Origin of the sequence: Enterococcus sp. DIV0660C, assembly GCF_017316125.1 — a bacterium.
Classification (GTDB): domain Bacteria; phylum Bacillota; class Bacilli; order Lactobacillales; family Enterococcaceae; genus Enterococcus_B.
On the sequence record NZ_JAFLWA010000018.1, the window covers coordinates 1 to 26,509 of the forward strand.

19 protein-coding genes are annotated in these 26,509 nt (G+C 38.0%); 15 read left to right on the forward strand and 4 right to left on the reverse strand.

Annotation, left to right across the window (positions count from 1 at the left end):
- Positions 1-50: 50 nt before the first annotated feature.
- Together DOK81_RS04580 and DOK81_RS04585 are read right to left on the reverse strand one after the other, a co-directional pair.
- Positions 51-788, reverse strand: a complete 738-nt coding sequence (locus tag DOK81_RS04580) for an amino acid ABC transporter ATP-binding protein (RefSeq protein ID WP_206908847.1) — start codon at positions 786-788, stop codon at positions 51-53.
- A 1-nt stretch (position 789) separates the two neighbouring features.
- Positions 790-2,283, reverse strand: coding sequence for an amino acid ABC transporter substrate-binding protein/permease (locus DOK81_RS04585; RefSeq protein WP_206908849.1), 1,494 nt, complete (start codon positions 2,281-2,283; stop codon positions 790-792).
- Positions 2,284-2,541: 258 nt separating this feature from the next.
- On the opposite strand from DOK81_RS04585, the gene uvrB reads away from it, so the two are divergent.
- The 7 genes from uvrB (at position 2,542) to whiA (ending at position 12,667) form a co-directional block, all read left to right on the forward strand.
- Entirely contained in the window at positions 2,542-4,536 is a 1,995-nt protein-coding gene (gene uvrB / locus DOK81_RS04590) for an excinuclease ABC subunit UvrB (protein ID WP_206908851.1), read from the forward strand.
- 16 nt (positions 4,537-4,552) lie between these two features.
- On the forward strand, positions 4,553-7,378 hold the full coding sequence (gene uvrA / locus DOK81_RS04595; protein WP_206908853.1) for an excinuclease ABC subunit UvrA: 2,826 nt from the start codon (positions 4,553-4,555) through the stop codon (positions 7,376-7,378).
- 263 nt (positions 7,379-7,641) lie between these two features.
- Positions 7,642-8,907, forward strand: coding sequence for a D-aspartate ligase (locus DOK81_RS04600; protein WP_206908856.1), 1,266 nt, complete (start codon positions 7,642-7,644; stop codon positions 8,905-8,907).
- Positions 8,908-8,909: 2 nt separating this feature from the next.
- Positions 8,910-9,629 (forward strand): amino acid racemase, encoded by a 720-nt coding sequence (locus DOK81_RS04605; RefSeq protein WP_206908857.1) that lies wholly within the window; start codon positions 8,910-8,912, stop codon positions 9,627-9,629.
- A gap of 190 nt (positions 9,630-9,819) precedes the next feature.
- Positions 9,820-10,704, forward strand: coding sequence for an RNase adapter RapZ (rapZ, locus tag DOK81_RS04610; protein WP_206908859.1), 885 nt, complete (start codon positions 9,820-9,822; stop codon positions 10,702-10,704).
- The gene (locus DOK81_RS04615; protein WP_206908861.1) at positions 10,701-11,699 is read left to right on the forward strand and encodes a YvcK family protein; all 999 of its coding nucleotides are present in this window, start codon (positions 10,701-10,703) and stop codon (positions 11,697-11,699) included. Before rapZ ends, DOK81_RS04615 begins: the two co-directional genes overlap by 4 nt.
- A gap of 32 nt (positions 11,700-11,731) precedes the next feature.
- Positions 11,732-12,667 (forward strand): DNA-binding protein WhiA, encoded by a 936-nt coding sequence (gene whiA / locus DOK81_RS04620; RefSeq protein ID WP_206897742.1) that lies wholly within the window; start codon positions 11,732-11,734, stop codon positions 12,665-12,667.
- 80 nt (positions 12,668-12,747) lie between these two features.
- Here whiA and DOK81_RS04625 read toward each other — a convergent pair whose 3' ends face one another.
- A complete protein-coding gene (locus DOK81_RS04625) occupies positions 12,748-13,263 on the reverse strand; it encodes a DsbA family protein (RefSeq protein ID WP_206908863.1) in 516 nt (171 codons plus the stop codon).
- Positions 13,264-13,467: 204 nt separating this feature from the next.
- Between DOK81_RS04625 and nifJ the strand changes: the two genes are divergently transcribed.
- The 4 genes from nifJ (at position 13,468) to glmM (ending at position 20,790) form a co-directional block, all read left to right on the forward strand.
- A complete protein-coding gene (gene nifJ / locus DOK81_RS04630) occupies positions 13,468-17,151 on the forward strand; it encodes a pyruvate:ferredoxin (flavodoxin) oxidoreductase (protein ID WP_206908865.1) in 3,684 nt (1,227 codons plus the stop codon).
- A gap of 190 nt (positions 17,152-17,341) precedes the next feature.
- Positions 17,342-18,229, forward strand: coding sequence for a diadenylate cyclase CdaA (cdaA, locus tag DOK81_RS04635; RefSeq protein ID WP_067484300.1), 888 nt, complete (start codon positions 17,342-17,344; stop codon positions 18,227-18,229).
- Positions 18,226-19,365: a CdaR family protein gene (locus DOK81_RS04640; RefSeq protein WP_206908867.1), complete on the forward strand. Its 1,140-nt coding sequence runs from the start codon at positions 18,226-18,228 to the stop codon at positions 19,363-19,365. The genes cdaA and DOK81_RS04640 overlap by 4 nt, the downstream gene beginning before the upstream one ends.
- A gap of 69 nt (positions 19,366-19,434) precedes the next feature.
- Positions 19,435-20,790 carry a phosphoglucosamine mutase gene (gene glmM, locus DOK81_RS04645; RefSeq protein ID WP_206908869.1) on the forward strand — a complete coding sequence of 452 codons (1,356 nt, stop codon included), beginning with the start codon at positions 19,435-19,437 and terminating at the stop codon, positions 20,788-20,790.
- Positions 20,791-20,979: 189 nt separating this feature from the next.
- Here the strand turns inward: glmM and glmS are convergent, their stop codons facing one another.
- Complete coding sequence (gene glmS / locus DOK81_RS04650; protein WP_206908872.1) at positions 20,980-22,788, reverse strand: glutamine--fructose-6-phosphate transaminase (isomerizing); 1,809 nt, start codon at positions 22,786-22,788, stop codon at positions 20,980-20,982.
- A gap of 413 nt (positions 22,789-23,201) precedes the next feature.
- Between glmS and DOK81_RS04655 the strand changes: the two genes are divergently transcribed.
- The 4 genes from DOK81_RS04655 (at position 23,202) to DOK81_RS04670 (ending at position 26,415) form a co-directional block, all read left to right on the forward strand.
- Positions 23,202-23,492 (forward strand): hypothetical protein, encoded by a 291-nt coding sequence (locus DOK81_RS04655; RefSeq protein ID WP_206908874.1) that lies wholly within the window; start codon positions 23,202-23,204, stop codon positions 23,490-23,492.
- A 23-nt stretch (positions 23,493-23,515) separates the two neighbouring features.
- Positions 23,516-24,544 (forward strand): signal peptide peptidase SppA, encoded by a 1,029-nt coding sequence (gene sppA / locus DOK81_RS04660; RefSeq protein ID WP_206908876.1) that lies wholly within the window; start codon positions 23,516-23,518, stop codon positions 24,542-24,544.
- A gap of 1 nt (position 24,545) precedes the next feature.
- A complete protein-coding gene (locus DOK81_RS04665) occupies positions 24,546-25,226 on the forward strand; it encodes an RDD family protein (protein ID WP_206908879.1) in 681 nt (226 codons plus the stop codon).
- Positions 25,227-25,479: 253 nt separating this feature from the next.
- Positions 25,480-26,415, forward strand: a complete 936-nt coding sequence (locus DOK81_RS04670) for a hypothetical protein (RefSeq protein ID WP_206908881.1) — start codon at positions 25,480-25,482, stop codon at positions 26,413-26,415.
- The last annotated feature ends 94 nt before the right edge of the window (positions 26,416-26,509 follow it).

The window sequence follows — 26,509 nt, forward strand, 5'->3', positions numbered from 1 at the left end:
AAGATTTTGACGATGCTTTTCATGTTTTGAAACTGTTTCAGGTTCTCTGGTTAAATATCTAAAACTTTATCTAGGAAATCTTTTGTGCGTTCGTTTTGTGGATTTTCAAAAATTTGTTCAGGTGTTCCGTCTTCAAGGAAGTTTCCGCCGTCAATGAACATGACACGATTAGCGACTTCTTTGGCAAAGCCCATTTCGTGAGTAACGATAACCATGGTCATTCCTTGTTTTGCAAGTTTTTTCATGACGTTCAGAACATCACCGACCATCTCTGGATCAAGTGCAGAGGTTGGTTCATCAAAAAGCATGATGTCTGGGTTCATTGCTAATGCACGGGCAATCGCAACACGTTGTTTTTGTCCGCCTGAGAGCATTTCTGGTGACATATCTTTTTTATCAGCTAAGCCAACTGTATCTAATAGCTTGATGGCTTTTTTTTCTGCTTCTTCGCGAGATTCCTTTTTCAAATCCATTGGCGCAAGAATAATATTTTCTAAAACAGAAAGGTGAGGGAATAAATTAAAGTGTTGGAACACCATTCCGATATGCTGACGAACAAGATTGATATTTGTGTTTTTATCCATTAAATGAGCGCCGTCGATGATGATGTCACCATCCGTTGGCTCTTCTAGACGATTTAAGCAGCGTAGGAAAGTACTTTTTCCTGAACCAGAAGGGCCGATGATACAAACGACATCGCCTTCGTTGATTGAGACGTTGATATCATTTAATACAGTATTTTCACCATATTTTTTTACAAGATGTTCTACTAAGATTTTTTCTGACATCTTACTTCACCTTCTTTTCTAAAACTTTCGCTAATTTTGTTAAAGCGGTAATCAAGATTAAATACATGACTGCGATAATTAAGTAAACATACGTACTTTGTGTGGTACGGGCAACAATAATTTTACCAGCTTGTAGTAATTCGACTACTCCGATTGCAGAGATGATTGTTGTATCCTTCAATGAGATAACGAATTGGTTAACGAATGAAGGAAGCATGATTCGAATAGCTTGTGGCAAGATGATTTTTTGCATTGTTCGGTTATAAGACAACCCTAAACTTCTCGAAGCTTCCATTTGTCCAACGGGAACGGCGTTGATACCGCCACGAACGATCTCTGCAATATACGCACTCGCGTTTAAGGTCAATGTAATAACGCCAGCAATGAAATCTGGAATTGTAAATCCAACAATTCCAGGTAAGCCAAAGAAAATGAAGAAGGCAAGTACCATCATTGGAATTCCACGGATGATATCAACGTAAATGCTTGCTATTGTGCGTAGTGCGCGAATAGGTGAAGCACTGAATAATCCGAAAATAACACCCACTACTAGTGCCAAAGCGAAAGAGACTAGAGCAAGAACGATTGTCATCCAAAAACCACGTAATAATGGTTTGTAATTGTTTTTGATTAAACCGATGATTGTTGATTCGTCTTTGGTTGAGTCTGCTGACTCATTTGAAGTAGCTACATATTTATCAATGATTTTGTCATAGGCGCCTGTGCGCTTTAACTCTTTAAGTCCTTCATTGAACATCGTTAAAAGTTCTGGGTTTTCACCTTTTTTAACTGCGAAGGCATATTTACCACCAGATTCTTTTGGCATTGGGGTATCAATTTTTTGACCTTGTTTGATAGCATAACCAAGAACAGGGTAGTCATCCATGATTGCGTCAATCGCACCAACTTTCAAACCGTCATATAATTGGTCAGCAGCGTCGAAGTACTTGATTTTGTAGCCATATTCTTCTTCATGATTGCTCAGGAATTCAGCGCTTTCGGTTCCGACTTTGGCACCAACTGTTTTCCCTTTTAAATCTTTGTAGGATTTGATTGATGTATCACCTTGTTTTACGCCCAACTGAATTCCGCTATCAAAATAAGTATCAGAAAAATCGTAACTTTGCTTACGTTCATCTGTGACGGTCATTCCGGCAATCATGCCATCAGCTTGTCCAGACTCTAATGCTTGTAACGCAGCGGAAAATCCGCGATAGTCCATTTGGATATTGAAGCCTTGAAGCTCGGAAATCTGTTTCATTAACTCAACATCGATTCCTTCATACTTACCATCCGTGTTTTGAAACTCGAAGGGTGCAAAGGCAGAGTCGCTAGCAACGACGTATTTGTCTTTTTTTGGCTGAGCCATCTGCATCGACTCGGCGGTACTTGATTCCGTATTGTTTGTTTCTGCATGGGCAGGATTACTAGTTGCAAGTGTGATAAATCCTGCCATTATGAAAATGAACGAGTAGAATAAATGCTTTCTTTTCATAATTACCTCCTAAATTCTCAATATCTATTTATTATAGGTGAAAAGTAATGAATCAGACAAGTTCTGAAACTTAAAAAAATGAAAAAAACAATAAAATCTAACATTCTATGTAAGAAGTTCTAACATGAAATGCCGAGGTGAAGGAGTGGCGAAAGTATGTTCGGTGTGTTATAATTTTTTAGTAAGGAATGCCTTTGCTTTCCTTTTCTTTTTGCAAGTCATAAAATGAAAAGGAATGAATGAAAAGGGGGACGAAAAATGATTGAAAGAGATACCTCTCAACAATTTGAGCTTGTCTCGAAGTACCAACCAGCAGGGGATCAACCTGAAGCGATACGCCAATTAGTGGATGGTGTGGTTGGTGGGGAGAAAGCACAAATCTTATTAGGTGCAACCGGTACGGGGAAGACCTATACGATTTCAAATGTGATTAAGGAAGTAAATAAGCCAACATTGATTATTGCACATAATAAAACTTTAGCTGGACAATTATATGGAGAATTTAAAGAATTCTTTCCCAAAAACGCGGTTGAATATTTTGTTTCTTATTATGATTATTATCAACCAGAAGCGTATGTTCCATCTAGTGATACTTATATTGAAAAAGATTCAAGTGTCAATGACGAGATTGATAAGCTGCGCCATTCGGCTACAAGTTCCCTTCTAGAGCGGAACGATACAATTGTGATTGCCTCTGTTTCTTGTATTTTCGGATTAGGTTCACCATTTGAATATCAGAAACAAGTTGTTTCAATTCGACAAGGAGCAGAACTTGATCGTAATCAATTGATTCGGAATCTAGTGGGAATCAATTTTGAACGAAATGATATTGATTTTCAGCGTGGTCGGTTTCGAGTGCGCGGTGACGTGGTGGAGATTTTTCCGGCTTCACGCGACGAACGTGCTTTGAGAGTCGAATTTTTTGGGGATGAAGTCGAACGAATTCGGGAAGTAGATGCGCTAACTGGAGAGGTGCTTGGTGAAACAGGACACGTTGCTATTTTCCCTGCTACTCACTTCGTGACAAATGATGAACATATGGAACAGGCTGTTGCGAACATCAAAGCCGAACTAGAGATGCGCTTAAAAGTGTTACGAGATAATAATCAGTTACTAGAAGCGCAACGCTTAGAACAAAGAACAAACTATGATATCGAAATGATGCTAGAGATGGGTTACACTTCAGGCATTGAAAACTATTCGCGACATATGGATGGTCGAAAAGAAGGAGAGCCACCTTATACATTGCTTGATTTCTTTCCAGAAGATTTTTTGATTGTCATTGACGAATCACATGTAACGATGCCACAAATTCGCGGAATGTATAATGGTGACCGGGCGCGTAAACAAATGTTAGTTGATTATGGGTTCCGCTTGCCTTCAGCGCTTGACAATCGGCCATTAAGATTAGAAGAATTCGAGCAACATGTCCATCAAATTATCTACGTCTCAGCTACACCGGGGCCTTATGAAAATGAACAAACGGATAGAGTTATCCAACAAATTATTCGTCCAACTGGTTTATTAGATCCAGTGATTGAAGTTCGTCCGATCATGGGTCAAATTGACGATTTGGTTGGTGAAATCAATGACCGAGTGGAGAAAAATGAACGTGTCTTTGTAACGACGTTGACGAAAAAAATGTCTGAAGATCTGACTGATTACTTTAAAGAACTGGGAATCAAAGTAAAATACCTGCACAGTGATATCAAAACCCTTGAACGGACGGAAATTATTCGTGACTTACGTTTAGGTGAGTTTGATGTTTTAGTTGGGATCAATTTATTGCGTGAAGGATTAGATGTTCCAGAAGTTTCTTTGGTTGCTATCTTAGACGCTGATAAAGAAGGGTTCTTGAGAAGTGAACGTTCGCTTGTCCAAACAATTGGGCGTGCAGCACGAAATTCAGAAGGAAAAGTAATCATGTATGCTGATAAAGTAACGGACTCGATGCGTTCAGCAATGGATGAAACGGCACGGAGACGTTCGATACAAGAAGCATATAATGAAGAACATGGAATCGTGCCAAAAACGATTATCAAAGAAATTCGTGATTTGATTTCTATTACAAAAGAGGCAAAAGATGATGCCAAAGGAACAGTCCAAGTTTCTTATAATGAAATGAGTCGAAAAGAAAAAGCTGATTTATTGATGAAATTAGAAAAAGAAATGAAAGATGCTGCGAAAGCTTTAGATTTTGAAACTGCCGCTAATTTACGCGATACAATTTTAGAATTGAAGGCAGCGGAGTAAAGAGCAGGAGGACGAGATGGCTAACGATAAAATTATTATTCATGGTGCCAGAGCGCACAATTTAAAAAATGTAGATGTAACAATTCCAAGAGATAAATTTGTAGTGATTACAGGGTTATCTGGTTCTGGGAAAAGCTCATTAGCTTTCGACACACTTTATGCAGAGGGACAACGACGATATGTCGAAAGTCTCTCTGCTTATGCTCGCCAATTTTTGGGGCAAATGGATAAACCAGATGTTGACAGTATCGACGGCTTAAGTCCGGCGATTTCGATTGACCAAAAAACGACAAGTAAAAATCCTCGTTCGACGGTAGGAACAGTAACAGAAATCAATGATTATCTACGTTTGCTTTTTGCACGTGTGGGCCATCCAATCTGTCCTAATGATCACATTGAGATCACCAGTCAATCGGTTGAACAAATGGTTGACCAAGTATTAGAGTTACCAGAACGGACAAAGATCCAAATTTTAGCACCAATTGTTGCAAAGAAAAAAGGTCAGCACAAAAAAGTGTTTGAACGAATTCAAAAAGAAGGGTATGTTCGTGTAAGAGTGGATGGTGATACCTTCGACATTACTGAGGTTCCTGAACTGGAAAAAAACAAAAAGCATGATATTGCTATCGTTATTGACCGAATAGTGGTAAAAGAGGGCATTCGTTCACGTTTGTTCGATTCCTTTGAAGCAGCATTACGCTTGGCAGATGGCTATGCTTTGGTTGATGTGATTGGTGAAAAAGAAATGCTGTTCAGTGAACATTACTCTTGTCCTTATTGTGGCTTTACAGTTGGCGAACTGGAGCCACGATTGTTTTCATTCAATGCGCCATTTGGAGCTTGTCCCGATTGTGATGGACTAGGTTTGAAACTAGAAGTAGACCAAGATTTAGTTATTCCTGATCGTACCAAGACCTTGGCTGAAGGAGCAATTGTTCCATGGAATCCAATCAGTTCGCAATACTATCCTCAAATGTTGGCACAAGCGTGTGAAAGTTATGGAATTGATATGAACACACCGTTTGATGAATTACCAGCAGAACATCAAGAAATTGTTTTGAATGGGACAGATGAATTATTCCATTTCCATTACGAAAATGATTTTGGCGGTGTGCGTGACGTGGAAGCATCTTTTGAGGGCGTGCTAAAGAATATTGCTCGTCGTTATCAAGAAACAAGCAGTGATTTTACGAGAGAGCAAATGCGTCAATATATGACGGAATTAACTTGTCAAACATGTAAAGGATTACGTTTGAATCCGCAAGCCTTATCTGTCAAAATTAATGGAACAAATATTGGTGAAACAAATGAATTATCGATCAAAAAAGCAGTTGATTTTTTCTCAGGTTTAACATTATCTGAACAAGAAACGATGATTGCTAAACCGATTTTAAAAGAAGTAAACGATCGATTGTCATTTTTAGAAAATGTTGGGTTGGAATACTTAACCTTGAGTCGGGCTTCTGGAACACTATCTGGTGGGGAAGCACAACGAATTCGTTTAGCCACCCAAATTGGATCAAATCTTTCAGGTGTTCTGTATATTTTGGATGAACCATCAATTGGGTTACATCAACGGGATAATGATCGTTTGATTGGTTCACTGAAGAAAATGAGAGACTTAGGCAATACTTTGATTGTTGTGGAACATGATGAGGATACCATGCGAGCAGCGGATTATTTGATTGATGTAGGACCAGGTGCTGGTGAGCAAGGTGGACAAATCGTTGCAGCTGGAACGCCTGCAGAAGTTGCGAAAGACCCACGTTCATTAACAGGACAATACCTATCAGGGAAAAAGAAGATTGCTGTACCAACAACACGTCGCCAAGGAAATGGTGAAGCAATTAAAATTACTGGAGCAGCAGAAAATAACTTGAAAAACGTGACAGTGAAGTTTCCTCTAGGAGAATTCGTGGCAGTCACTGGTGTCTCTGGTTCTGGAAAAAGTACTTTGGTTAATGGTATTTTGAAAAAAGCTCTTGCCCAAAAATTGAATCGAAATTCAGCTAAACCGGGTAAATTCAAAACAATTTCTGGTTATGATAATATCGAAAAAATCATTGATATCGATCAAAGCCCCATTGGCCGTACACCAAGAAGTAACCCAGCAACTTATACAAGTGTCTTTGATGATGTTCGTGATCTTTTTGCACAAACAAATGAAGCTAAAATGCGTGGCTACAAAAAAGGACGCTTTAGCTTTAACGTAAAAGGTGGCCGATGTGAAGCTTGTCGTGGTGACGGAATCATCAAAATCGAAATGCATTTTTTACCTGATGTTTATGTTCCTTGTGAAGTGTGTCATGGCAAACGATACAATTCTGAAACGTTGGAAGTACGGTATAAAGGAAAAAATATTGCTGATATTTTAGAAATGACTGTTGAAGACGCTGTAGAATTCTTCCAACACATTCCTAAAATTCATCGTAAATTAAAGACAATCGTGGATGTCGGATTAGGTTACATTACGATGGGGCAACCAGCGACGACATTATCCGGTGGAGAAGCACAGCGGATGAAATTGGCCAGTGAATTGCATAAAATATCCAATGGTAAGAACTTTTATATTCTTGATGAACCGACAACGGGGCTACATGCAGATGATATTGCACGTTTACTAGATGTTTTACAACGTCTAGTGGATGCAGGAAATACGGTATTAGTAATCGAGCATAATCTAGATGTCATCAAAACTGCGGATTATATCATTGATTTAGGGCCTGAAGGAGGCGATGGTGGCGGAACGATTTTAGCCACTGGGACACCAGAGGATATTGTTAAGGTAAAAGAGAGTTACACTGGACGATATTTAGAAAAAGTAATGGAAGAAAAGGTCTAAAAATTAAAAAATGGTGATATGGTTAAAAAAACTTTAAAAGATGATAAAACACTTGTTTTTTTAGATAGCATCTTCTAAAATACATTACAAGGTAGTTCTTTCTACACTGAATTGGTATAGATAAAACTTCCTATAAGTTCAATCCGTTCAAAAAAGAATTGAGCAATCGGAGGAGTTTCCTTTGATTGCTTTTTTCTTTATGGTATGATATTCCTTGTGTAGTTAAATAAAGAATCAGTAGATTAATGAGTAAGTGAGAGATTGTGATGAATAGTAATGTAAATGAAGAATTTATTCCTATATTATTGGGAAGTGATATGAACGTCTATGGTATGGCTCGTTCATTTAATGAAGCCTATGGAAAAGTGTGCCAAGCCTATGCTTCAAACCAACTTGCACCAACCCGTTATAGTAACATCGTGAGTGTCGAAGTGATTCCCGGTTTTGATAAGGATCCAGTTTTTATCGAAACAATGTTACGTTTGGCAAAAGAAAAATATTCCGACCAAAGCAAAAAATATTTATTGATTGCTTGTGGCGATGGATATGCAGAGTTGATATCTCAGCATAAAGAAGAACTCTCGGCATACTTTATTTGTCCGTATATTGATTATTCATTATTCAAACGGTTAATCAATAAGGTAAGTTTCTATGAAGTTTGCGAAAAATATCAACTTCCTTATCCAAAAACATTGATTGTTAGAGAACCAATGTTAGTGGATGGTCGTTTGGAACAAGAACTGCCATTTGAATTTCCAGTTGCATTAAAACCAGCGAATAGTGTCGAGTATCTTTCTGTCCAATTTGAAGGACGAAAAAAAGCATTTATTATCGATAATCGTGAAGAGTTTGATTTGATTTTAGGACGAATTTACGAAGCTGGATATACGAGTGAGATGATTGTTCAAGACTTCATTCCTGGAGATGATAGCAACATGCGTGTGTTAAACGCTTATGTTGATGAAAATCATCAGGTTCGTATGATGTGCTTGGGACATCCGCTCTTGGAAGATCCAACACCTGCGTCAATTGGTAATTATGTGGTAATTATGCCAGATTACAATGAAAAAATTTATCAGACAATCAAGAAATTTTTAGAAACAATCGAGTATACTGGCTTTGCGAATTTTGACATGAAGTATGATCCACGTGATGGTGAATATAAATTATTTGAAATTAATTTACGCCAAGGACGTAGTAGCTTCTTTGTTACATTGAATGGGCTTAATTTAGCACGTTTTGTTACCGAAGACAGAGTATTCCACAAACCATTTACAGAAACTATTTATGGTACAAAAGATTCTTCAGATGCAAAACTGTGGATGGGCGTACCAAAAAAAATCTTCTTAACGTATGCAAGAGAGAATGAAGATAAAAAAATTGCAGAAAAAATGATCCAGGAAAAACGTTTTGGCACAACCGTATTTTATGATGGCGATCGTTCATTGAAACGTTGGGTGTTAATGAAATATATGTTCCATAACTATATTCCTCGATTCAAAAAATACTTTCATGTGAAAGAAGGCTAGTCATGGAAAATTTTTTCAGTATTTTGGGCGGTATGGGAACAATGGCGACGGAAAGTTTTGTCCGCTTGATCAATCACCGCACAAATGCAACTAAGGACCAAGAATATCTAAACTATGTATTGTTCAATCATGCAACGGTGCCTGATCGAACTGCTTATATTTTGGATCGTGAAAAGGAAAATCCAATTCCTTATTTGCTCGATGATATTGAAAAGCAAAACCTACTACAGCCCAATTTTATCGTATTGACATGTAATACAGCGCATTATTTTTTTGATGAGCTACAAGCAGCAACGGCTATCCCCCTTTTGCATATGCCAAGAGAAGCGGCCAATGAATTAGTTCGTCAACAAACAACTGGTTCAGTAGCCTTGCTAGGTACAGAAGGCAGCATGAAGGCAGGGATTTACGAGCGTGAAGTAAAACAATTAGGATTTGATGTAGTGATTCCTGATGAAAAGTTACAAGCGAAAATCAGTCATTTGATTTATCATGATATCAAAGAATCAGACTACTTGAATGAAGCTTTATACTATGAGATTTTAGAAGAAGTGGTTGGACGGTTAAACTGTGAAAAAATCATTTTGGGATGTACCGAATTATCATTGATGCAAGAATTTGCTTCGGATAATACGTACCCAGTCATAGACGCACAATCGATTTTGGCTGATCGAACAATCGAGTTAGCAGAGAAATTTCGGAAACAGTCTTCTAAACAGTAGTAACAATTAATTGAATCGCTAACGATAGCAAAACTTGGAGCAAGTATCATCATTTGTGGTATTTGGTCCAAGTTTTTTGTAAGAAAAACTTATTTTTCCATGAAAATTCCATAATTAGGGAAGATATGGCTAGCGATGATACGCCCGGAATGATATAATTTAAAAGACAATGAGAGAGGAGCTTGTGAAGATGGCTGAAAATTTACAACTCGTAATTATTACAGGAATGAGCGGCGCAGGAAAAACTGTGGCGATACAAAGTTTTGAGGACATGGGATATTTTTGTATCGATAACATGCCTCCACGATTGATTCCTAAATTTTGGGAACTAATCAAAGAATCTGGAAAAGTAACAAAAATGGCATTGGGCGTTGATTTACGTTCCCGTTCATTCTTTGAAGAAATTCAAAAAATGTTGATTGAAATTGTTAATACAGATTTCATTGACACATCGATTCTGTTCTTAGATGCGTCTGATGAAGAATTAGTAGCTCGTTACAAAGAGACTCGTCGTACCCATCCGATGGCAATGGACGGTTTAGTGACTGAAGGAATCCGTAAAGAACGTGCAATTTTAAATGAACTAAAGGTGCAAGCGTCTGTTGTGATTGATACAACAACGATGACACCACGTCAATTAAGGGAAAAAATCATTGATACGTTCAAGACACAAGAAGATCAAGGATTCCGAATTGAATTCGTTTCTTTTGGCTTCAAATATGGGTTACCAATTGATTCAGATATTGTGATGGATGTGCGCTTTTTACCAAATCCTCATTATATCTCAGAGTTGCGTCCGTTAACCGGATTGGATCAACCTGTTTATGATTATGTGATGTCATTTACTGAAACAGAGGATTTTTATAGTCAATTTCTTCATTTATTAGAGACTATTTTGCCTGGCTATGTCAAAGAAGGGAAAAGCAGTTTAACTGTTGCAATTGGTTGTACTGGTGGACAACACCGATCAGTTGCTTTAACAGAGCGTTTATCAAAAGCGTTAAGTGAGAATTATAAAGTGAACGTTACACACCGTGACAAAGATAAACGGAAAGAGACGGTGAATCGTTCTTGAATATGAAGACCTATCGAATTAGAAAACCAAAAATTGTAGTCGTTGGCGGAGGAACTGGTCTTCCAGTGATTTTGAAAAGCTTACGTAATCAAGGAGCTGACTTAACCGCAATTGTGACAGTGGCAGATGATGGAGGAAGTAGTGGCGCCATTCGTGAATCTATTTCAATGGCACCGCCGGGTGATTTGCGAAATGTATTAGTTGCACTTTCTGATATGCCCCAATTTTATGAAGATATTTTTCAATATCGTTTTAAGAAAGAGGATCAGTTCTTAGCCAACCATAGTATTGGGAATCTGATCATTGCAGCTGTTTCAGAAATGAGAGGCAGCACTTATGATGCGATTCAGTTGTTGTCAAGAATGATGCATGTAGATGGACATATTTACCCATCCTCTGAAACACCTTTGACACTTCATGCGGTATTTAAAGATGGAACAACCGCGGTTGGTGAATCAAAAATTGCGTTAGATCGTAAAACGATTGACCATGTCTTTGTGCGAAATACGACGGATGATCAAGTAGCGAAAGCAGCACGTAAAGTTGTGAATGCTATTGCTGAAGCAGATATGGTTGTACTTGGCCCGGGAAGCCTATTTACGAGTATTTTACCAAACTTAGTTATTCCCGAGATTGGTGAAGCAATCGTTAAAACAAAGGCAGAAGTTGTTTACATTTGTAATATCATGACACAAAAAGGTGAGACAGAGCATTTCACTGATGCGGATCACATACGTGTGTTGCACGAACACTTACATGAAAAATTTATTGATACGGTGTTGGTGAATACAGAAAAAGTACCAGAAGATTACATGGATCCGGAAGTCTATGATGAGTATCTTGTTCAGGTTCAGCATGATTTCAATGGACTTAGAAATGAAGGCTGTCGTGTCATTTCAACTGATTTTTTGGAGTTGAAGAATGGCGGTGTGTTCCATGACGGTGAAAAAGTAGTTGAAGAACTTTTTCGATTAGTTTTTGGGTCGAAATATTAGATTAGGATTGTGAAAGAAAGGAGGAGAATAGAATGTCATTTGCATCGGATGTAAAAAAAGAGTTGACTGGTTTAGAAGTTCATCGTGAACATGCAAAAGCAGAACTTGCTGCTTTGTTGCGAATGAACGGCTCTTTAGGCATCGTCAATCAGCAGTTCATTTTAAATGTTCAAACAGAAAATGCTGCGATTGCCCGACGTATCTATTCTCTTTTAAAAGATCATTATAATGTTCGAAGCGAGTTACTTGTTCGAAAAAAAATGAAATTAAAAAAGAATAATGTCTACATCGTTCGCTTGAAGCAGGGAACGAAAAATGTATTAATGGACTTGGATATCATGGATGGCTTGATGTTTAATGGCCATGTGTCCGATGAAATCATGGGAAATGCACAAAAAATGCGTTCTTACTTACGTGGTGCATTTATGGCTTCGGGTTCAGTAAATAATCCAGAGACGAGCCGTTATCATTTAGAAATTTTTTCCATTTATGAACAACACAATCAAGATATTTGTGACATGTTGAATTACTATGGCTTGCATGCACGAACGCTTGAAAGACGTAATGGCTATATTTCCTACTTAAAAGGAGCAGAAAAAATTGCCGACTTTTTAACGTTGATTGGTGCGACTAATTCAATGTTGCGTTTTGAAGATGTTCGTATCGTTCGTGACATGAGAAATTCGGTGAATCGTTTGGTAAATTGTGAAACGGCGAATTTAAACAAGACGATCGATGCGGCTTCTAAACAAATTGAGAATATTGAATTCATTGAAGCGAGAGTTGGTTTGCATGCTTTACCAGAAAAGTTGCAAGAAATTGCTGAATTAAGGTTACAGCATCCAGAAGTTAGTTTGAAAGAATTAGGTGAGATGATACCTTCAGGAGCAATCTCAAAATCAGGAATCAATCACCGAATACGAAAGATTAATGATTTTGCTGACAAGTTGAGGGAAGAAGCTGTGTGATTGTTCCAGAAAAAATTGGATGGATTGCACGGCCAAAAAAGGTGAACCAAGACGAAATTTCGTCTTGGTTCACCTTTTTATTAGTTGAGTAAAGATGTTAATTCATCTAACGTGATTGCTTCGTCAAAAATAGTTTGATCGAGTAAAATCGTTGGGACAAATTGAATGTGCGCAGTATTTGCTTCATCAATAATTGCTTTTGCCATTTCCATATCAGGTTGATAAGTCAATCCTAATTCTTCTGTTGCGTATTGCGCAACTTCTTCTAAAGAAAGATTCTTCCATTGCTCTTGTGTTTCAAAAATGTGTTTGATTTCTACTAAAGCTTTTTTGCCATCATTAGTAGTAATGTGATGGTGCATGACATTTCCACGTTGTAAACTTTCTTTTTCTTTATCAAAGAGCTTAATTAGGCGATTCACTTTTCCTTCTTGGACCGATGATTCGAGAGTTGAAAAAGATTCTTCAAACCATTTTTTACAATAAGGACAAGCAAGGTTGAGGAACTCAATCGTTGTTTTTGGCGCTGTTGCATCTCCATAGTAAATTCCTGTTGTTTTGTTTGTTTTCGTTGCATCGATTACTGAAATATCCATAGAAACACCTCCAAATACATTTTACCGATTCGAAATAAAAAAAGATAGCGTTTTGCTTTAGAAAAATTTCACAAAATATTTCTTATTAAAATAACGTTTTGTTGAAGTATGTGAATAAATGCTCGAAATTTATTTTTATTCCCATCGAATTTACGGTATAATGAAGCAGATTACTCGAGAGAAACTGAACAAGGATGATGATAAATGCGAAAAATGAAAACCATGGATGGGAACACAGCCGCAGCATATATTTCCTATGCGTTTACCGAGTTAGCTGCTATCTATCCAATTACACCAAGTTCAACAATGGCAGAATTAGTCGATCAATGGTCGGCAGCAGGAAAGAAAAATCTATTTGGGCAACCAGTTAAAGTTGTTGAAATGCAATCAGAAGCCGGCGCTGCTGGCGTGGTTCATGGCTCCTTAAAAACGGGGGCTTTGACGACTACTTATACAGCATCACAAGGTTTATTATTGATGATTCCAAACATGTACAAAATAGCTGGGGAATTATTGCCAAGCGTTTTCCATGTGGCAAGTCGAGCAGTAACGACCAATGCGTTAAATATTTTTGGGGACCATGGCGATGTGATGGCTGCTAGACAAACGGGATTTGCCATGCTATCAGAAAGTAGCGTCCAAGAAGTAATGGACTTAGCACCTGTAGCTCACTTAGCCTCAATCGAAGCAGAAATTCCTTTCATGAATTTTTTTGATGGCTTTCGAACGAGTCATGAAATTCAAAAAATCGAAGTATTGGAATATGGTGAGTTAGCTCCGTTGATTAATCAAGAAAAGTTAGCGAAATTCCGTCAACGGGCAATGAATCCGAATCATCCGACAGTTAGTGGAACTAATCAAAATCCAGATATCCATTTTCAACAACGAGAAACGATTAACCAATATTATGAAAAACTTCCGGAAATCGTTCAAAAATATATGCAAGAAATCAATCAATTGAGAAATACCAATTATGATTTGGTTACGTATCATGGTGCGGAAGATGCAGAAGAAATCATCATTTCCATGGGATCTGTTGCGCAGACTATTGAACAGACAGTTGAATATCTAAACAAAAACGGACGTAAAGTTGGTTTTTTGAATATTCATTTGTATCGTCCTTTCCCCGTTAAAAACTTGCTGGAAAAATTACCAAATACGGTCAAATCAATTGCGGTTCTTGATCGAAGCAAAGAACCAGGGGCTGGCGGAGAACCATTACTACTAGATGTTCAAAGTGTGATGTATGACGCAGAAATTCGCCCAACAATTATTGGTGGACGTTATGGTCTGGGTTCAAAAGATGTTACTCCTGATCAAATCGTTGCTGTCTTTGACGAATTACAAAAAGAAAAATCGCAAATGAAGACACGCTTTACGATAGGGATTGTTGATGATGTTACTTACACCTCACTTGAAAAACGAGACACACTTGATTTAACAAACCCAACAACTTATCAAGCGAAATTCTGGGGATTTGGCTCAGATGGAACAGTCGGTGCAAATAAATCTGCGATAAAAATCATTGGCAATCATACGAATAAGTATGTACAAGGTTATTTTCATTATGATTCTAAAAAATCGGGGGGCTTGACGGTTTCACATCTTCGTTTTGGTGACACGCCAATCCGTTCGACCTATTTAGTTGAGCATGCTGATTTTATCGCCTGTCACACACCAGCATATTTGCATAGTTATGATTTGGTTAAGGGATTGAAACCTGGCGGAACTTTCCTATTGAATACGATTTGGAACGATGCACAACTTGAAACCCATTTACCAACAAAACTAAAAAAATATTTAGCACAAAATGACATTCAGTTTTATACAATCAATGCAATGAAACTTGCACAAGAAGTAGGCCTTGGTCGCCGAATCAATACAGCAATGGAAACAGCCTTTTTTAAATTAGCCAATATTATTGATTTTGAAGAGGTCTTGCCAATTTTAAAAGAAGAAGCGCTAAAAAGTTATGGTCATAAATCAATGACGATCGTGGAAAAAAATACGCAAGCGATTGATCGAACAGTGGAACTTCTTCATAAAGTGACTGTTCCAGAAAGCTGGAAAACCCTTGAATTACCTAAAAAAGTCGTTCGTAAACAGTCAAGCTATGTAGAAGAAATTCTCGTACCTGTGAATGCGCAAGAAGGTAATGAATTATCAGTAGGAACGTTAGTGAGAAATGGAATGACAGCAGGTGAAATGCCAGTAGGAACAGGTGCTGTTGAGAAACGTGGTGTAGCGCTTGAAGTTCCTGAATGGATCAGTGACCGTTGTACTATGTGTAATGAATGTGCATTTGTTTGTCCACACGCAGCAATTCGTCCGTTTTTAGCAGATGAAGAAGAGATGGAAGAAGCACCAGAAGGGTTCATCGTTCGCGAAATGCGAGGGGCAGATGGACAGAAATATCGGATCCAAGTTTCTGTGGAAGATTGTACAGGTTGTGGACTATGTGTCGAAGCTTGCCCTGCTAAAGGAAAAGCATTAGTGATGAAACCTTACGAAGAACAAAAAGAACAAGCGGTCAATTGGGCGTTTGCCATGACATTACGTCAAAAAGAAAATCCGGTTAAAGGAAAAAATACTGTATTATCAACTCAATTCAATCAACCGCTATTGGAATTTTCAGGTGCTTGTTCTGGTTGTGGTGAAACACCTTATGTGAAATTATTGACTCAGATGTTTGGAGATCGAATGATGATTGCTAATGCAACAGGTTGTTCTTCAATTTGGGGTGGAGCATCGCCTGCGTCGCCTTATACGACGAATGAATGCGGTCAAGGACCAGCTTGGTCAAATTCCTTATTAGAAGATAATGCTGAGTTTGGTTATGGTATGTTATTGGCTGCGCAAACGCGACGTGAAGCCTTAGCTAAGTCGATGAGTGAAGTTTTACCAAAAGTTTCGTCAGAATTACGTCTATTGATGGAAGACTGGTTGAATCATTTGTTTGATAGCGAAGGCACACAACAACGGGCGGTAAAACTTCAAGCTGCAATAGAAGCGGAACTTCAAACTGTACCAGAGCTAGCAATGATTTATCGCGAAAAAGATTTGTTTGTAAAAAATAGCCAATGGATGATTGGTGGCGATGGTTGGGCATATGATATTGGTTTTGGCGGCATCGACCATGTGATTGCTAGCGGGGCAGATGTCAATATTTTGGTTTTGGACAATGAAGTTTACTCCAATACTGGTGGACAAACATCGAAAGCAACACCAGCTTCAGCAATTGCTAAATTTGCTGCTAGTGGGAAATATGCAGCGAAAAAAGATTTAGGCAAAATGGCGATGACTTATAATAATGTTTATGTTGCGCAAATCGCATCGGGCGCAAACCAAATGCAAACAATCAAGGCGTTCGAAGAAGCTGAAAAATTTCCTGGACCATCTCTGATCATTGCCTATACACCATGCATCACGCATGGCTTGTTTGGTGGGATGAAAGAATCTATCAAGGAAGCAAAAGAAGCTGTTTCTTCAGGTTACTGGTCACTGTATCGTTATAATCCAACTTTGCTTGAAAAAGGAAAAAATCCAATGACATTGGACTATAAAAAACCAGATTTTTCAACGATGGCAGAGTTTATGCGTAAACAAGTTCGTTTTTCTTCGTTAGAAAATACAAATCCGCTAATGGCTAAGGAACTATTTGAAAAAACTGTTCACGATGCAAAAAATCGCTTTTATAGTTATGCATTGATGTCTGGTGAGTTAGAAAAAATCAAAGCGAAGTTAGAACCTGAATCGGTTTCGGATAGATCCGAGAAAGAACAAAAAGAAAGACGTGTACGAAAAGAACGCCCTGTTGATCTTGAAGCGCAAGAAAGACGAGCGAAACGACGCGAAGAACGTGCAAAACGTCGGAAAGAACAAGAATAATAAAATAAAAGATTTGCTAATGACACCTCAACGGTAAAAATTAGCAAGTCTTTTTTTTTGACAAGAAAATAAATTGTAACTTTCTTGAAAAAAATGTGTTTTTATCTGGAAAAACGAGGCAGAAAACTCTTTAAAGAACAAACATATGATATAATAGGAAAGAAATCTCAAAAGAGAAGAGAGGCTTTTTATGTCATTTCAAATCGGGGAACTTTTTAATTTGAATTATTGGCAGCAAATGCTTTCTGGTGATTTTTTATCACTAAACTTTTTTGTGAACATACTTGATATTCTGGTTGTCTGGTACTTAGTGTACAAGCTGATCCAGCTGTTAAGAGGAACGAAGGCCATTCAGTTGCTAAAGGGAGTTGCGATTTTTATCGTGATTCGGATTTTAGCAGAAATAATTGGACTTCATACACTATCCTGGTTGATGAATCAAGTCATTACCTATGGTGTTATCGCAGCAGTTGTCATTTTCCAACCTGAAATTCGTCGCGGATTGGAGCATCTTGGAAGAAGTTCGCTATTTAAGCAAACGAAGAGTGAACAACAAGAAGATGAAAAAATGATTTTGTCATTCGATAAAGCGATCCAATATATGTCCAAGCGAAAAATTGGTGCATTGGTCACAATCGAACGTCATACAGGATTAGATGAGTACATTGAAACTGGAATTGCGTTAGATGCAGATATTACGGGGGAATTACTGATTAATATCTTCATTCCAAACACGCCACTTCATGATGGGGCCGTTATTGTAAAAGACGGTAAAATTGCAGTGGCTAGCGCATATTTACCTTTATCTGAGAGTATGTTGATCCCAAAAGAGTTTGGGACTCGTCACCGCGCAGCTGTCGGTATCAGTGAAGTCAGTGATGCGATTACGATCGTTGTCTCTGAAGAAACAGGAGATGTCAGTATCACTTTAGATAACGAATTGATTACTGGTTTATCTCAAGAAGAATATTTAGCAATCTTGCGTCGTGAATTGATTGCAGATGAAAAAACAAAGAACAGAAAAAATGTTCTTCAATCCTTCCTAGATGGCATGACTAAGGGAGGGGGTCGTAAATGATCTCAAAAGAAAAAAGAACCAGTATTTTTTATGGATTTATTGCTTTAATGTTTAGTATCGTTTTGTATTTCAATGCAAACAATCAATCAACTCAAAGTGTCCTTTCTGGTTCTGAATCCTACACGCAAACTGTGAGTGATGTGCCTATTCAGTTATCTTACGATTCTGAAAAATATTATATTCACGGTTTTGTCACTACGGCAAAAGTGAAACTTACTAGCGCCAATCGCGTTCAGTTAAATGCGGAATCAAATATTGATACGCGAACATTCCGTTTGAGCGCGGATTTAACTAAGCTAAACGAAGGAACCCATGAAGTTTCACTAAGAGTCAGAAATCTTAGTAGCGCAGTGAATGCAAAAGTTGAGCCAACTACAATCACGGTGACGATCGAAAAAAGGGTGAAAAAAGATTTTGAAGTAACAACAATCTTACCATCTGAAACAACACCTGCAGGTTATCGATTGGACACAGTTTCAGAAACACCAGAAAAAGTGACGATTACCACAGGTGATAAAACGTTGGCAGAAATCAATCAAGTAGTTGCTAAAGTCAATGCATCTGACGTGACAGATGATGGTATCAATAGTAATGTAGCTGTGCAAGCTTTAAACAGTGCGGGAGAAGCGTTAAGTATCATTGCTGATCCAGTGAATGTGAAAGTCCAAGCAGATGCAATCAAACCGACAAAAACGGTTCGACTTTACGGGACGCAACAAGGAGTTCGAGCGGATGGTGTGAAAAGCTATGACTTTAATTTTGCGAAACTAGAAGCAGAAGTAACAGGAACGAGTGAGTTATTGGAACAACTGGGAGATAGCATTACCGTTCCAATCGACGTGTCAGGAATTACACATCGCTTGACGAGAGAATACAAGATCCCGGTCAGTGATGGGTTAAGTGTTTCGCCAAAAAAAGTGAGTGTTGAAATCACACCAGTGTTAGAAGAAACGACAAGTAGAAGTTCGTCTTCACGTTCAGAAGGTACTACAGATCGTTCATCAACCACACAATCTGGAACAAACACAACGAAAACGACCACATCGTCGACGTCAGATACCTCGACAAGTTCAGATACACAGACTTCGAGTACTGAAGAATCGACGAATGAAACGGTTGATTCAACCCAAAACTGATGGATGGAAGCGAACAATTGAATGGGAAAATTTCTTAGAAAATGAAGTTAAAGGAGCAAGTTAATCGTTATGGGTAAATATTTTGGAACGGACGGTGTCCGTGGAGAAGCAAATAAGGAGTTAACGCCGGAATTAGCGTTCAAATTAGGACGTTATGGAGGATATGTTTTAAGCCAACACGAAGTTGAAGGAAAACGTCCTCGAGTTTTAGTTGGTCGTGATACTCGTATTTCTGGACAAATGCTTGAATCGGCTTTAGTTGCAGGTTTGTTATCAGTAGGGATTGAAGTCTTCCAATTAGGTGTAATCTCAACACCGGGTGTAGCTTACTTGACTCGTTTACAAAAAGCAAGTGCGGGGGTGATGATTTCTGCATCACATAATCCTGCACAGGATAATGGAATCAAGTTCTTTGGAGCAGACGGATTCAAATTGGTCGATGACCAAGAATTAGAAATCGAAGCTTTGCTTGATGCGCCAACGGATGAGCTACCAAGACCTTCTGCTGAAGGATTAGGGACTGTCGAAGAATTTCCAGAAGGATTATTGAAGTATTCGCAATTTTTAGTCCAAACAATCAATGGTGATTTATCAGGACTAACGGTTTGTGTTGACGCAGCAAATGGAGCAACAGCAACTTCTGTCAATCGTTTATTTGCAGACTTGGAAACGGATTTCTACACGATGGGAACAAAACCAGACGGCTTGAATATCAACGACGGCGTCGGCTCAACACATCCAGAAAAATTAGCTGAGATGGTTGTTGAAAAAGGTGCAGATGTTGGTTTAGCGTTTGATGGTGATGGCGACCGAATCATTGCGGTTGATGAATTAGGAAATATTGTTGATGGCGATAAAATCATGTTTATCTGTGCGAAATATTTAGCAGAAAAAAATCGATTGAAAAAAGATACTATTGTAACAACTGTTATGAGTAACCTAGGTTTCCATAAAGCAGTTGAAGGAATCGGTTTGAAAGATGTAATCACTCAAGTTGGTGATCGCTACGTAGTGGAAGAAATGCGTAAAAATGACTATAACTTTGGTGGCGAACAATCTGGTCACATGATTTTCCTAGATTTTAATACAACTGGTGATGGCATGTTATCTGGTATTCAACTGTTGAATATTATGAAACAAACAGGCAAAAAATTATCAGAGCTTGCTAGTGAAGTAACGATTTATCCGCAAAAATTAGTGAATATTCGTGTCAGCGATAAAAATGGTGCAATGGAAGTTCCTGCAATCAAGGCAGTGATTGATGAAGCAGAGGCTGAAATGAATGGGGAAGGCCGTATCTTAGTTCGCCCTTCAGGAACAGAACCGTTGTTGCGTGTCATGGCAGAAGCGCCAACGGATGAAAAAGTGAATTACTATGTTGATAAAATTGCTGCAGTCGTTAAAGCAGAAATTGGGATCGATTAATTGAAAAAAAGAGTCAAAGCGGATTTTCGTTTTGACCCTTTTTTTGCTCTTTCCTAAAAGAAAGTTCCATCCACAAAATGCAAAGTATTTTTCCACTTTTGTGGATGACTATCAAAAAAAGAAGTAGCCGTGAGAAATTCACGGCTACTTCTTTTTTGCGTTGATTGGGGAGACTAAAAGTAGAATATCTTATTCAACGGTTACAGATTTTGCTAAGTTACGTGGTTTGTCAACATCGAATCCGCGTAACAAGGTCGCATAGTAAGCAAGTAATTGAGTAGGGACAACTGTTGTTAACGGCGTGAAGAATGGATGAACGGTTGGTAAAATTAACTGATCGTTTTCTTTTGCTAACGCTTCGGTTGAAATGACTAGCGTGTTTGCACCACGGCTTTCAACTTCTTTTAAATTTCCACGAGTATGAGCACCAGTGATAGGATCACTAATGATTCCAATTACTGGAGTTCCTTCTTCAATTAGGGCAATCGTTCCGTGTTTTAATTCTCCGGCAGCAAAACCTTCTGCTTGAATATAGCTGATTTCTTTTAATTTCAATGCTGCCTCAAGAGAAACGTAATAATCAGAGCCACGTCCAATATAAAAAGCATTTCGTGCATCATTCAAGTATATAGTAGCCAGTTGCTCCAAGTATTCTTTTTGAGTGATGATTGTTTCCATCGCACTTGCTGCTAAACTTAGTTCATGAGCTACATCGAAATCCAAAGAAAGCATGTTTTTATTTTGATCACCAACAGCTTTTGCTAACAATGTTAAAACAGCGATTTGAGCAGTATAAGCTTTCGTTGAAGCAACAGCAATTTCTGGTCCAGCATGTAATAAAACAGTGAAGGAAGCTTCTCTTGATAACGTAGATCCAGCTACATTTGTAATTGTTAACGAAGGAAGCTCAAGCTGATTGATTTTCACTAATACTTGTCGACTGTCAGCAGTTTCGCCACTTTGACTTAGAAAAATGAAAAAGGGTTTTCTTGAAAGCAAAGGCATGTGATAACCAAATTCACTTGCTAAATGGACTTCAACTGGTATTTCTGTCAATGTCTCTAAAGCTTGCTTTCCAGCAAGACCGGCATGGTAGCTAGTACCACAAGCAACGATATAAATACGGTCGCTGTCAGCAAGTGTTGTTACTAGTTCTTGGTCAAGTGCAATCTGATTTTCAGTCGTTACATACGTTTGCGCGATTTTACGCATGATAATTGGTTGTTCATCAATTTCTTTGAGCATGTAATAAGGATAAGTTCCTTTTTCGATGTCAGAAGCATCAACTTGTGCTTCAAAAGAATCACGAGTGATTACATCTCCTTGATAATTTTGAATGATTACGTCATCTGCTGTGATAAGAACCATTTCTTGATCTTCGATTTCAACAAATGTTTTTGTTTGAGCTAACATGGCCATTGCATCACTGGCGATGACGTTGAATCCGTCGCCTAAACCAATCAATAGAGGGCTTTTATTTTTGGCAACATAGATGACATCAGGCGTTGTGCGATCTACTAAACCAAACGCATAAGAACCTTTTGTTAGTTGAAGTGTTTTTAAGAAGGCGTCTTTTGTTGACAATCCATTATTAGCAAATACTTCAATTAAGTGCGCAATGATTTCTGTATCAGTTTCGCCGATAAATGTATGGTCAGCTAAATACGTTTCTTTTAGTTCTTCAAAATTTTCAATCACACCGTTGTGAACCAAAACAAAACGACCGCTTTGAGAAGTATGGGGATGGGCATTTTTTTCTGAAGGAATGCCATGAGTTGCCCAACGTGTATGACCAATCCCAATGCTTCCAGTAACATCTGGTGTTAATCGACTTTTTAAATTTTGGATTCGTCCTTGTGACTTAATCAAATAATCAGCAGAGTCATTTGCAACAAAAATACCGGCAGAGTCATACCCGCGATACTCTAATTTTTCCAATCCATTCACTAATCCAGGAGTAACATTTTCTAATCCAATCATTCCAACAATTCCACACATAAAAAAACATCCTACTTTCTTCAATAAATTTGTCTGATGTTTCCAACTGCATGAGTATGTTTTTGTTCGATTCTCACAAATCGTTTTTTTCATACTCTGTAGAGTGCAGCTCCCTAGGGTCATCCGCCGAAACTTTCGATAAACCCTTTCCTCGTCATCTGGTTATTCAGATCTGGCGCTATCCTTAATGGTCTACTATCCTCTTTTCTTAAAAAGTTTTGGAAACATTTAAAATAATAACTTTTATCGGGTGTGTTTGTCAATGAAAATCTTTTTTTGTATAATTGGTATATATCTAATTGCCAAGTTTTGAGAAAGAGTTGTCAGAATTTTATTTGAAATTGACTATCATCTTTTCTAGTAGTTCGGTACAATGGAAACAATCATAGATGTCTAATTTATAGGAGGAAAAGATGGAAGCCAAAATAGAAATTCTTACGTTGGGTGAGTTAAAAAAACAATTGAAGGTACTAGAAGAGATGCCAGAAGTAACGGATGAAACAAAAATTTTCTTAGATACTGGTTGGGACAGTATCCAAGAGTTAGCGCCGGATGCGGTAGCTGTGGCAACAGCACAAAAATTTGTTGTTCATGATGAATTGACTAATGAAGCATTTGCGGGCTACGCACTAGAAGAAAAAGCGGAAAAAATGAATGCAGAAGAAGCAACAGAAGCAGTAATCGTAATTAAAAATCTATATTAAACTTGTGAAGTAAGGAGAAAAAAATGAATAAAAAACGATGGATCGCTGTAGCAATTGCTGCGGGCTTGTTAGTGGTTTCGATGGTAGCTTCAAGTATGACGCGACCTGTAAGTGACGAAATCCAGTTGGATAGTTTTAATCGTTTGTTGTATGGGGAGGATGATTTAACAGCAAATGTTCTTGAACCTGGTGATGAATCCAAACAGATCGTTAAGTTAACTGTTGATGGAACGATTCAAGGTGGCGGGTCTTCTGGTATTTTTGCATCCGAAGGGTATGACCATGACAATTTTATGAAACAATTAAAAGAAATCGAAGAAGATGATACGATCAAAGGCGTTTTCTTAGAAGTGAATTCTCCTGGAGGAGGCGTTTATGAAAGTGCTGAAATCGCGAAAGAACTAAAGAAGATCCAAAGCGAACGCAAGATTCCTTTGTACGTGAGCATGAGAAGCATGGCTGCAAGTGGTGGATATTACATTTCAGCTAGCGCAGATAAAATTTATGCGACTGAAGAAACGATCACTGGGTCAATTGGTGTGATCATGTCTGGGTTAAACTATTCTGGTTTATTAGAAAAACTTGGTGTAGAAGACACAACAGTCAAAAGTGGTGCACTGAAAGATATGGGATCAAGTACTCGTCCGGAAACAGCAGAGGACCAAGCGGTATTACAAGCTTATATTGATAGTGCGTATGGTCGCTTTGTTTCGGTAGTCAGCGAAGGACGCGACATGCCAGAGGCAGAAGTGAAAAAAATCGCTGATGGCCGCATTTATGATGGTGTTCAAGCGAAGGAAAATGGATTGGTTGACGAATTAGCATTTCCAGATGAAGCACTAGCAGCAATGAGAAAAGACCAGAAACTGGAAGATGCACAGCTAATCGAATATAGTGCTTCTGGCACTGGATTTGCCAGTACTTGGTTTGGGTCAAAATTAGCAGAGTTCCAAGGAATCAAGGCTTCTGAAACGAACCAAATTTTGTCCGTTTTGGAAAATCTTGGTACGGCAGAATCTCCTAAAGCGATGTATTACTACGGAGGTGAATAAAATGACAGAAACTCCGGAAAAACAAACGATAAACGAACAGTCTGAAACAGCAAATGATCCAAAAGTGAATCCGCAACCAGCTGTTGGACCAGATAAAGGATTTTCTCAAAAGGTACTGAATTCTTTTCGTAAAGAAGAACTGACAGAAGAACAAATCAAAGAAAAGCAAGCGGAATGGCAACAATATACAGAAAGCCCTACAGAAAAGAAAAAAATGAATGATTTTCCAACATATTTTTACGCTGGATTTTGGATTCGTTTCTTTGCTTTTTTGATTGATTTGCTATCTATTGGTGCAATTACACGCTTAACGCTTGGCGTGATGAGCCATTTAGGCTGGATAACAATCAATGATTCTTATCTAAGTGTGTATGGTTTTTTAGGATTAGTGATTTATCTAAGTTATTTTGTTTTATTGACAAAATTAAATCATGGGCAGACATTAGGAAAAATGATTTTCGGCATTCGAGTCATCAGTTTCGATGAAATGCAATTGAGCTGGTCAACTGTTTTGGTGCGTGAGGCGGCTTGTCGATTTATTTTGAAATTTCCATTACTCTTTATTGGATACATTCCGACGATTTTTAGTCAGAAAAAACAACATTTAGGTGACTACTTCTCAAATACGAGTGTTGTAACAGTTAATTTAATCAAAGCATTTAATCAAGAAATAAATGCTTGATTTCTAAAATTTGTTATTTTTGTTTGAGAATAGTTAAAAGGAAGAAAGACTAGGGCAAAAAATGTCCTAGTCTTTCTTTGAGTAGTAGCTGCGATGAAATGGCGAAATAAAAGTATTGTTTTTGAAGACAAAATTAAAAGATACAGGAAAATCAAAAAATTAATTTGAAAAATTCTTTCTTTCGTGATGATTATAATTTTGATTGTCACGCTTTTTTTGTTTTGTTAAAATGGAAAAGGTTAGGAGGAGTGACATGGTTGGACCAGTTGATTTTCCAGAAAAATATGAGAATTTAATGCGTGTTGCTCAACAAGCACTCGCACAACAAAATTTGGAAAAAGCAAAAGAATTGTTCACCCGCGCGTATGAATTGGAGCCAACGTTTGAAGCAAACAGTTTGCTTGTTTATTGCTTATATGAATTAGATGAGAAGCAAGAGGCTTTGAGCCAAGCAGTGATCCATGAAGCGGAATATTTGAAGCAAGAAGAATTTGCCACTTTTTATTTTGATTTATTGATTGGTGCAAAAGATTGGTTATATGCACGCAAATTAATTGCAGCGACTAATTTTTCGGATCAATTTGAACATGCAATGATTGAAAAAATCCAGCAAGCAGAAAACTTTTCTGGACAATTAGCGAGGCAAAAAATACGCCAAACGCATCAGAAATTGGCGAACATCGCAGAAATGTCGCCAACGGAACAATTAACATTGATTAGTGAGCTTGAGCAATTACCTTATCACGAATTTATCCAAGCAACGAAAAAAATATTGATCCGTACGGATATCCATTTATTTGTTCGCGCAAAACTTTTAGAGCTTCTAGTACAAGTTGGAGAAAGCAAGCCAGTAGCGTTTTTAACAATTGATGAGCAATTGATTGAAGTCGTACCACAAAGCTTACCAAAACCAGCCGAACAAAAAAGCTATCGCTGCTTAAAGAAGTTAGCCCAAGCTTATGAAAATCAAGATGCATTGTTGAGTGCAGGGTTAAAAGAAGAATTCATGATGCAAGCGGCAATCACGTATCCAGTTTTTGATACTTATGTTGGAGAAGCTACAAAGTGGTTTGAGGAAACGATCAATGTGTATCAAGAAACAACAGAAAACTGTTTCACTGAAGCAGAAAAAGAAAAATTTTTAGCAAAACGAGAAAAAATCTTAAATTTGATGCAACAATTTCTTTAGACAGGAATGAACAAACATCAAAAGAAAGAAAAAACTAGTGAAAATCAGGGATTCAGGCTATTCAATATGTTTACAATTTTAAAGCGTTAGTGTA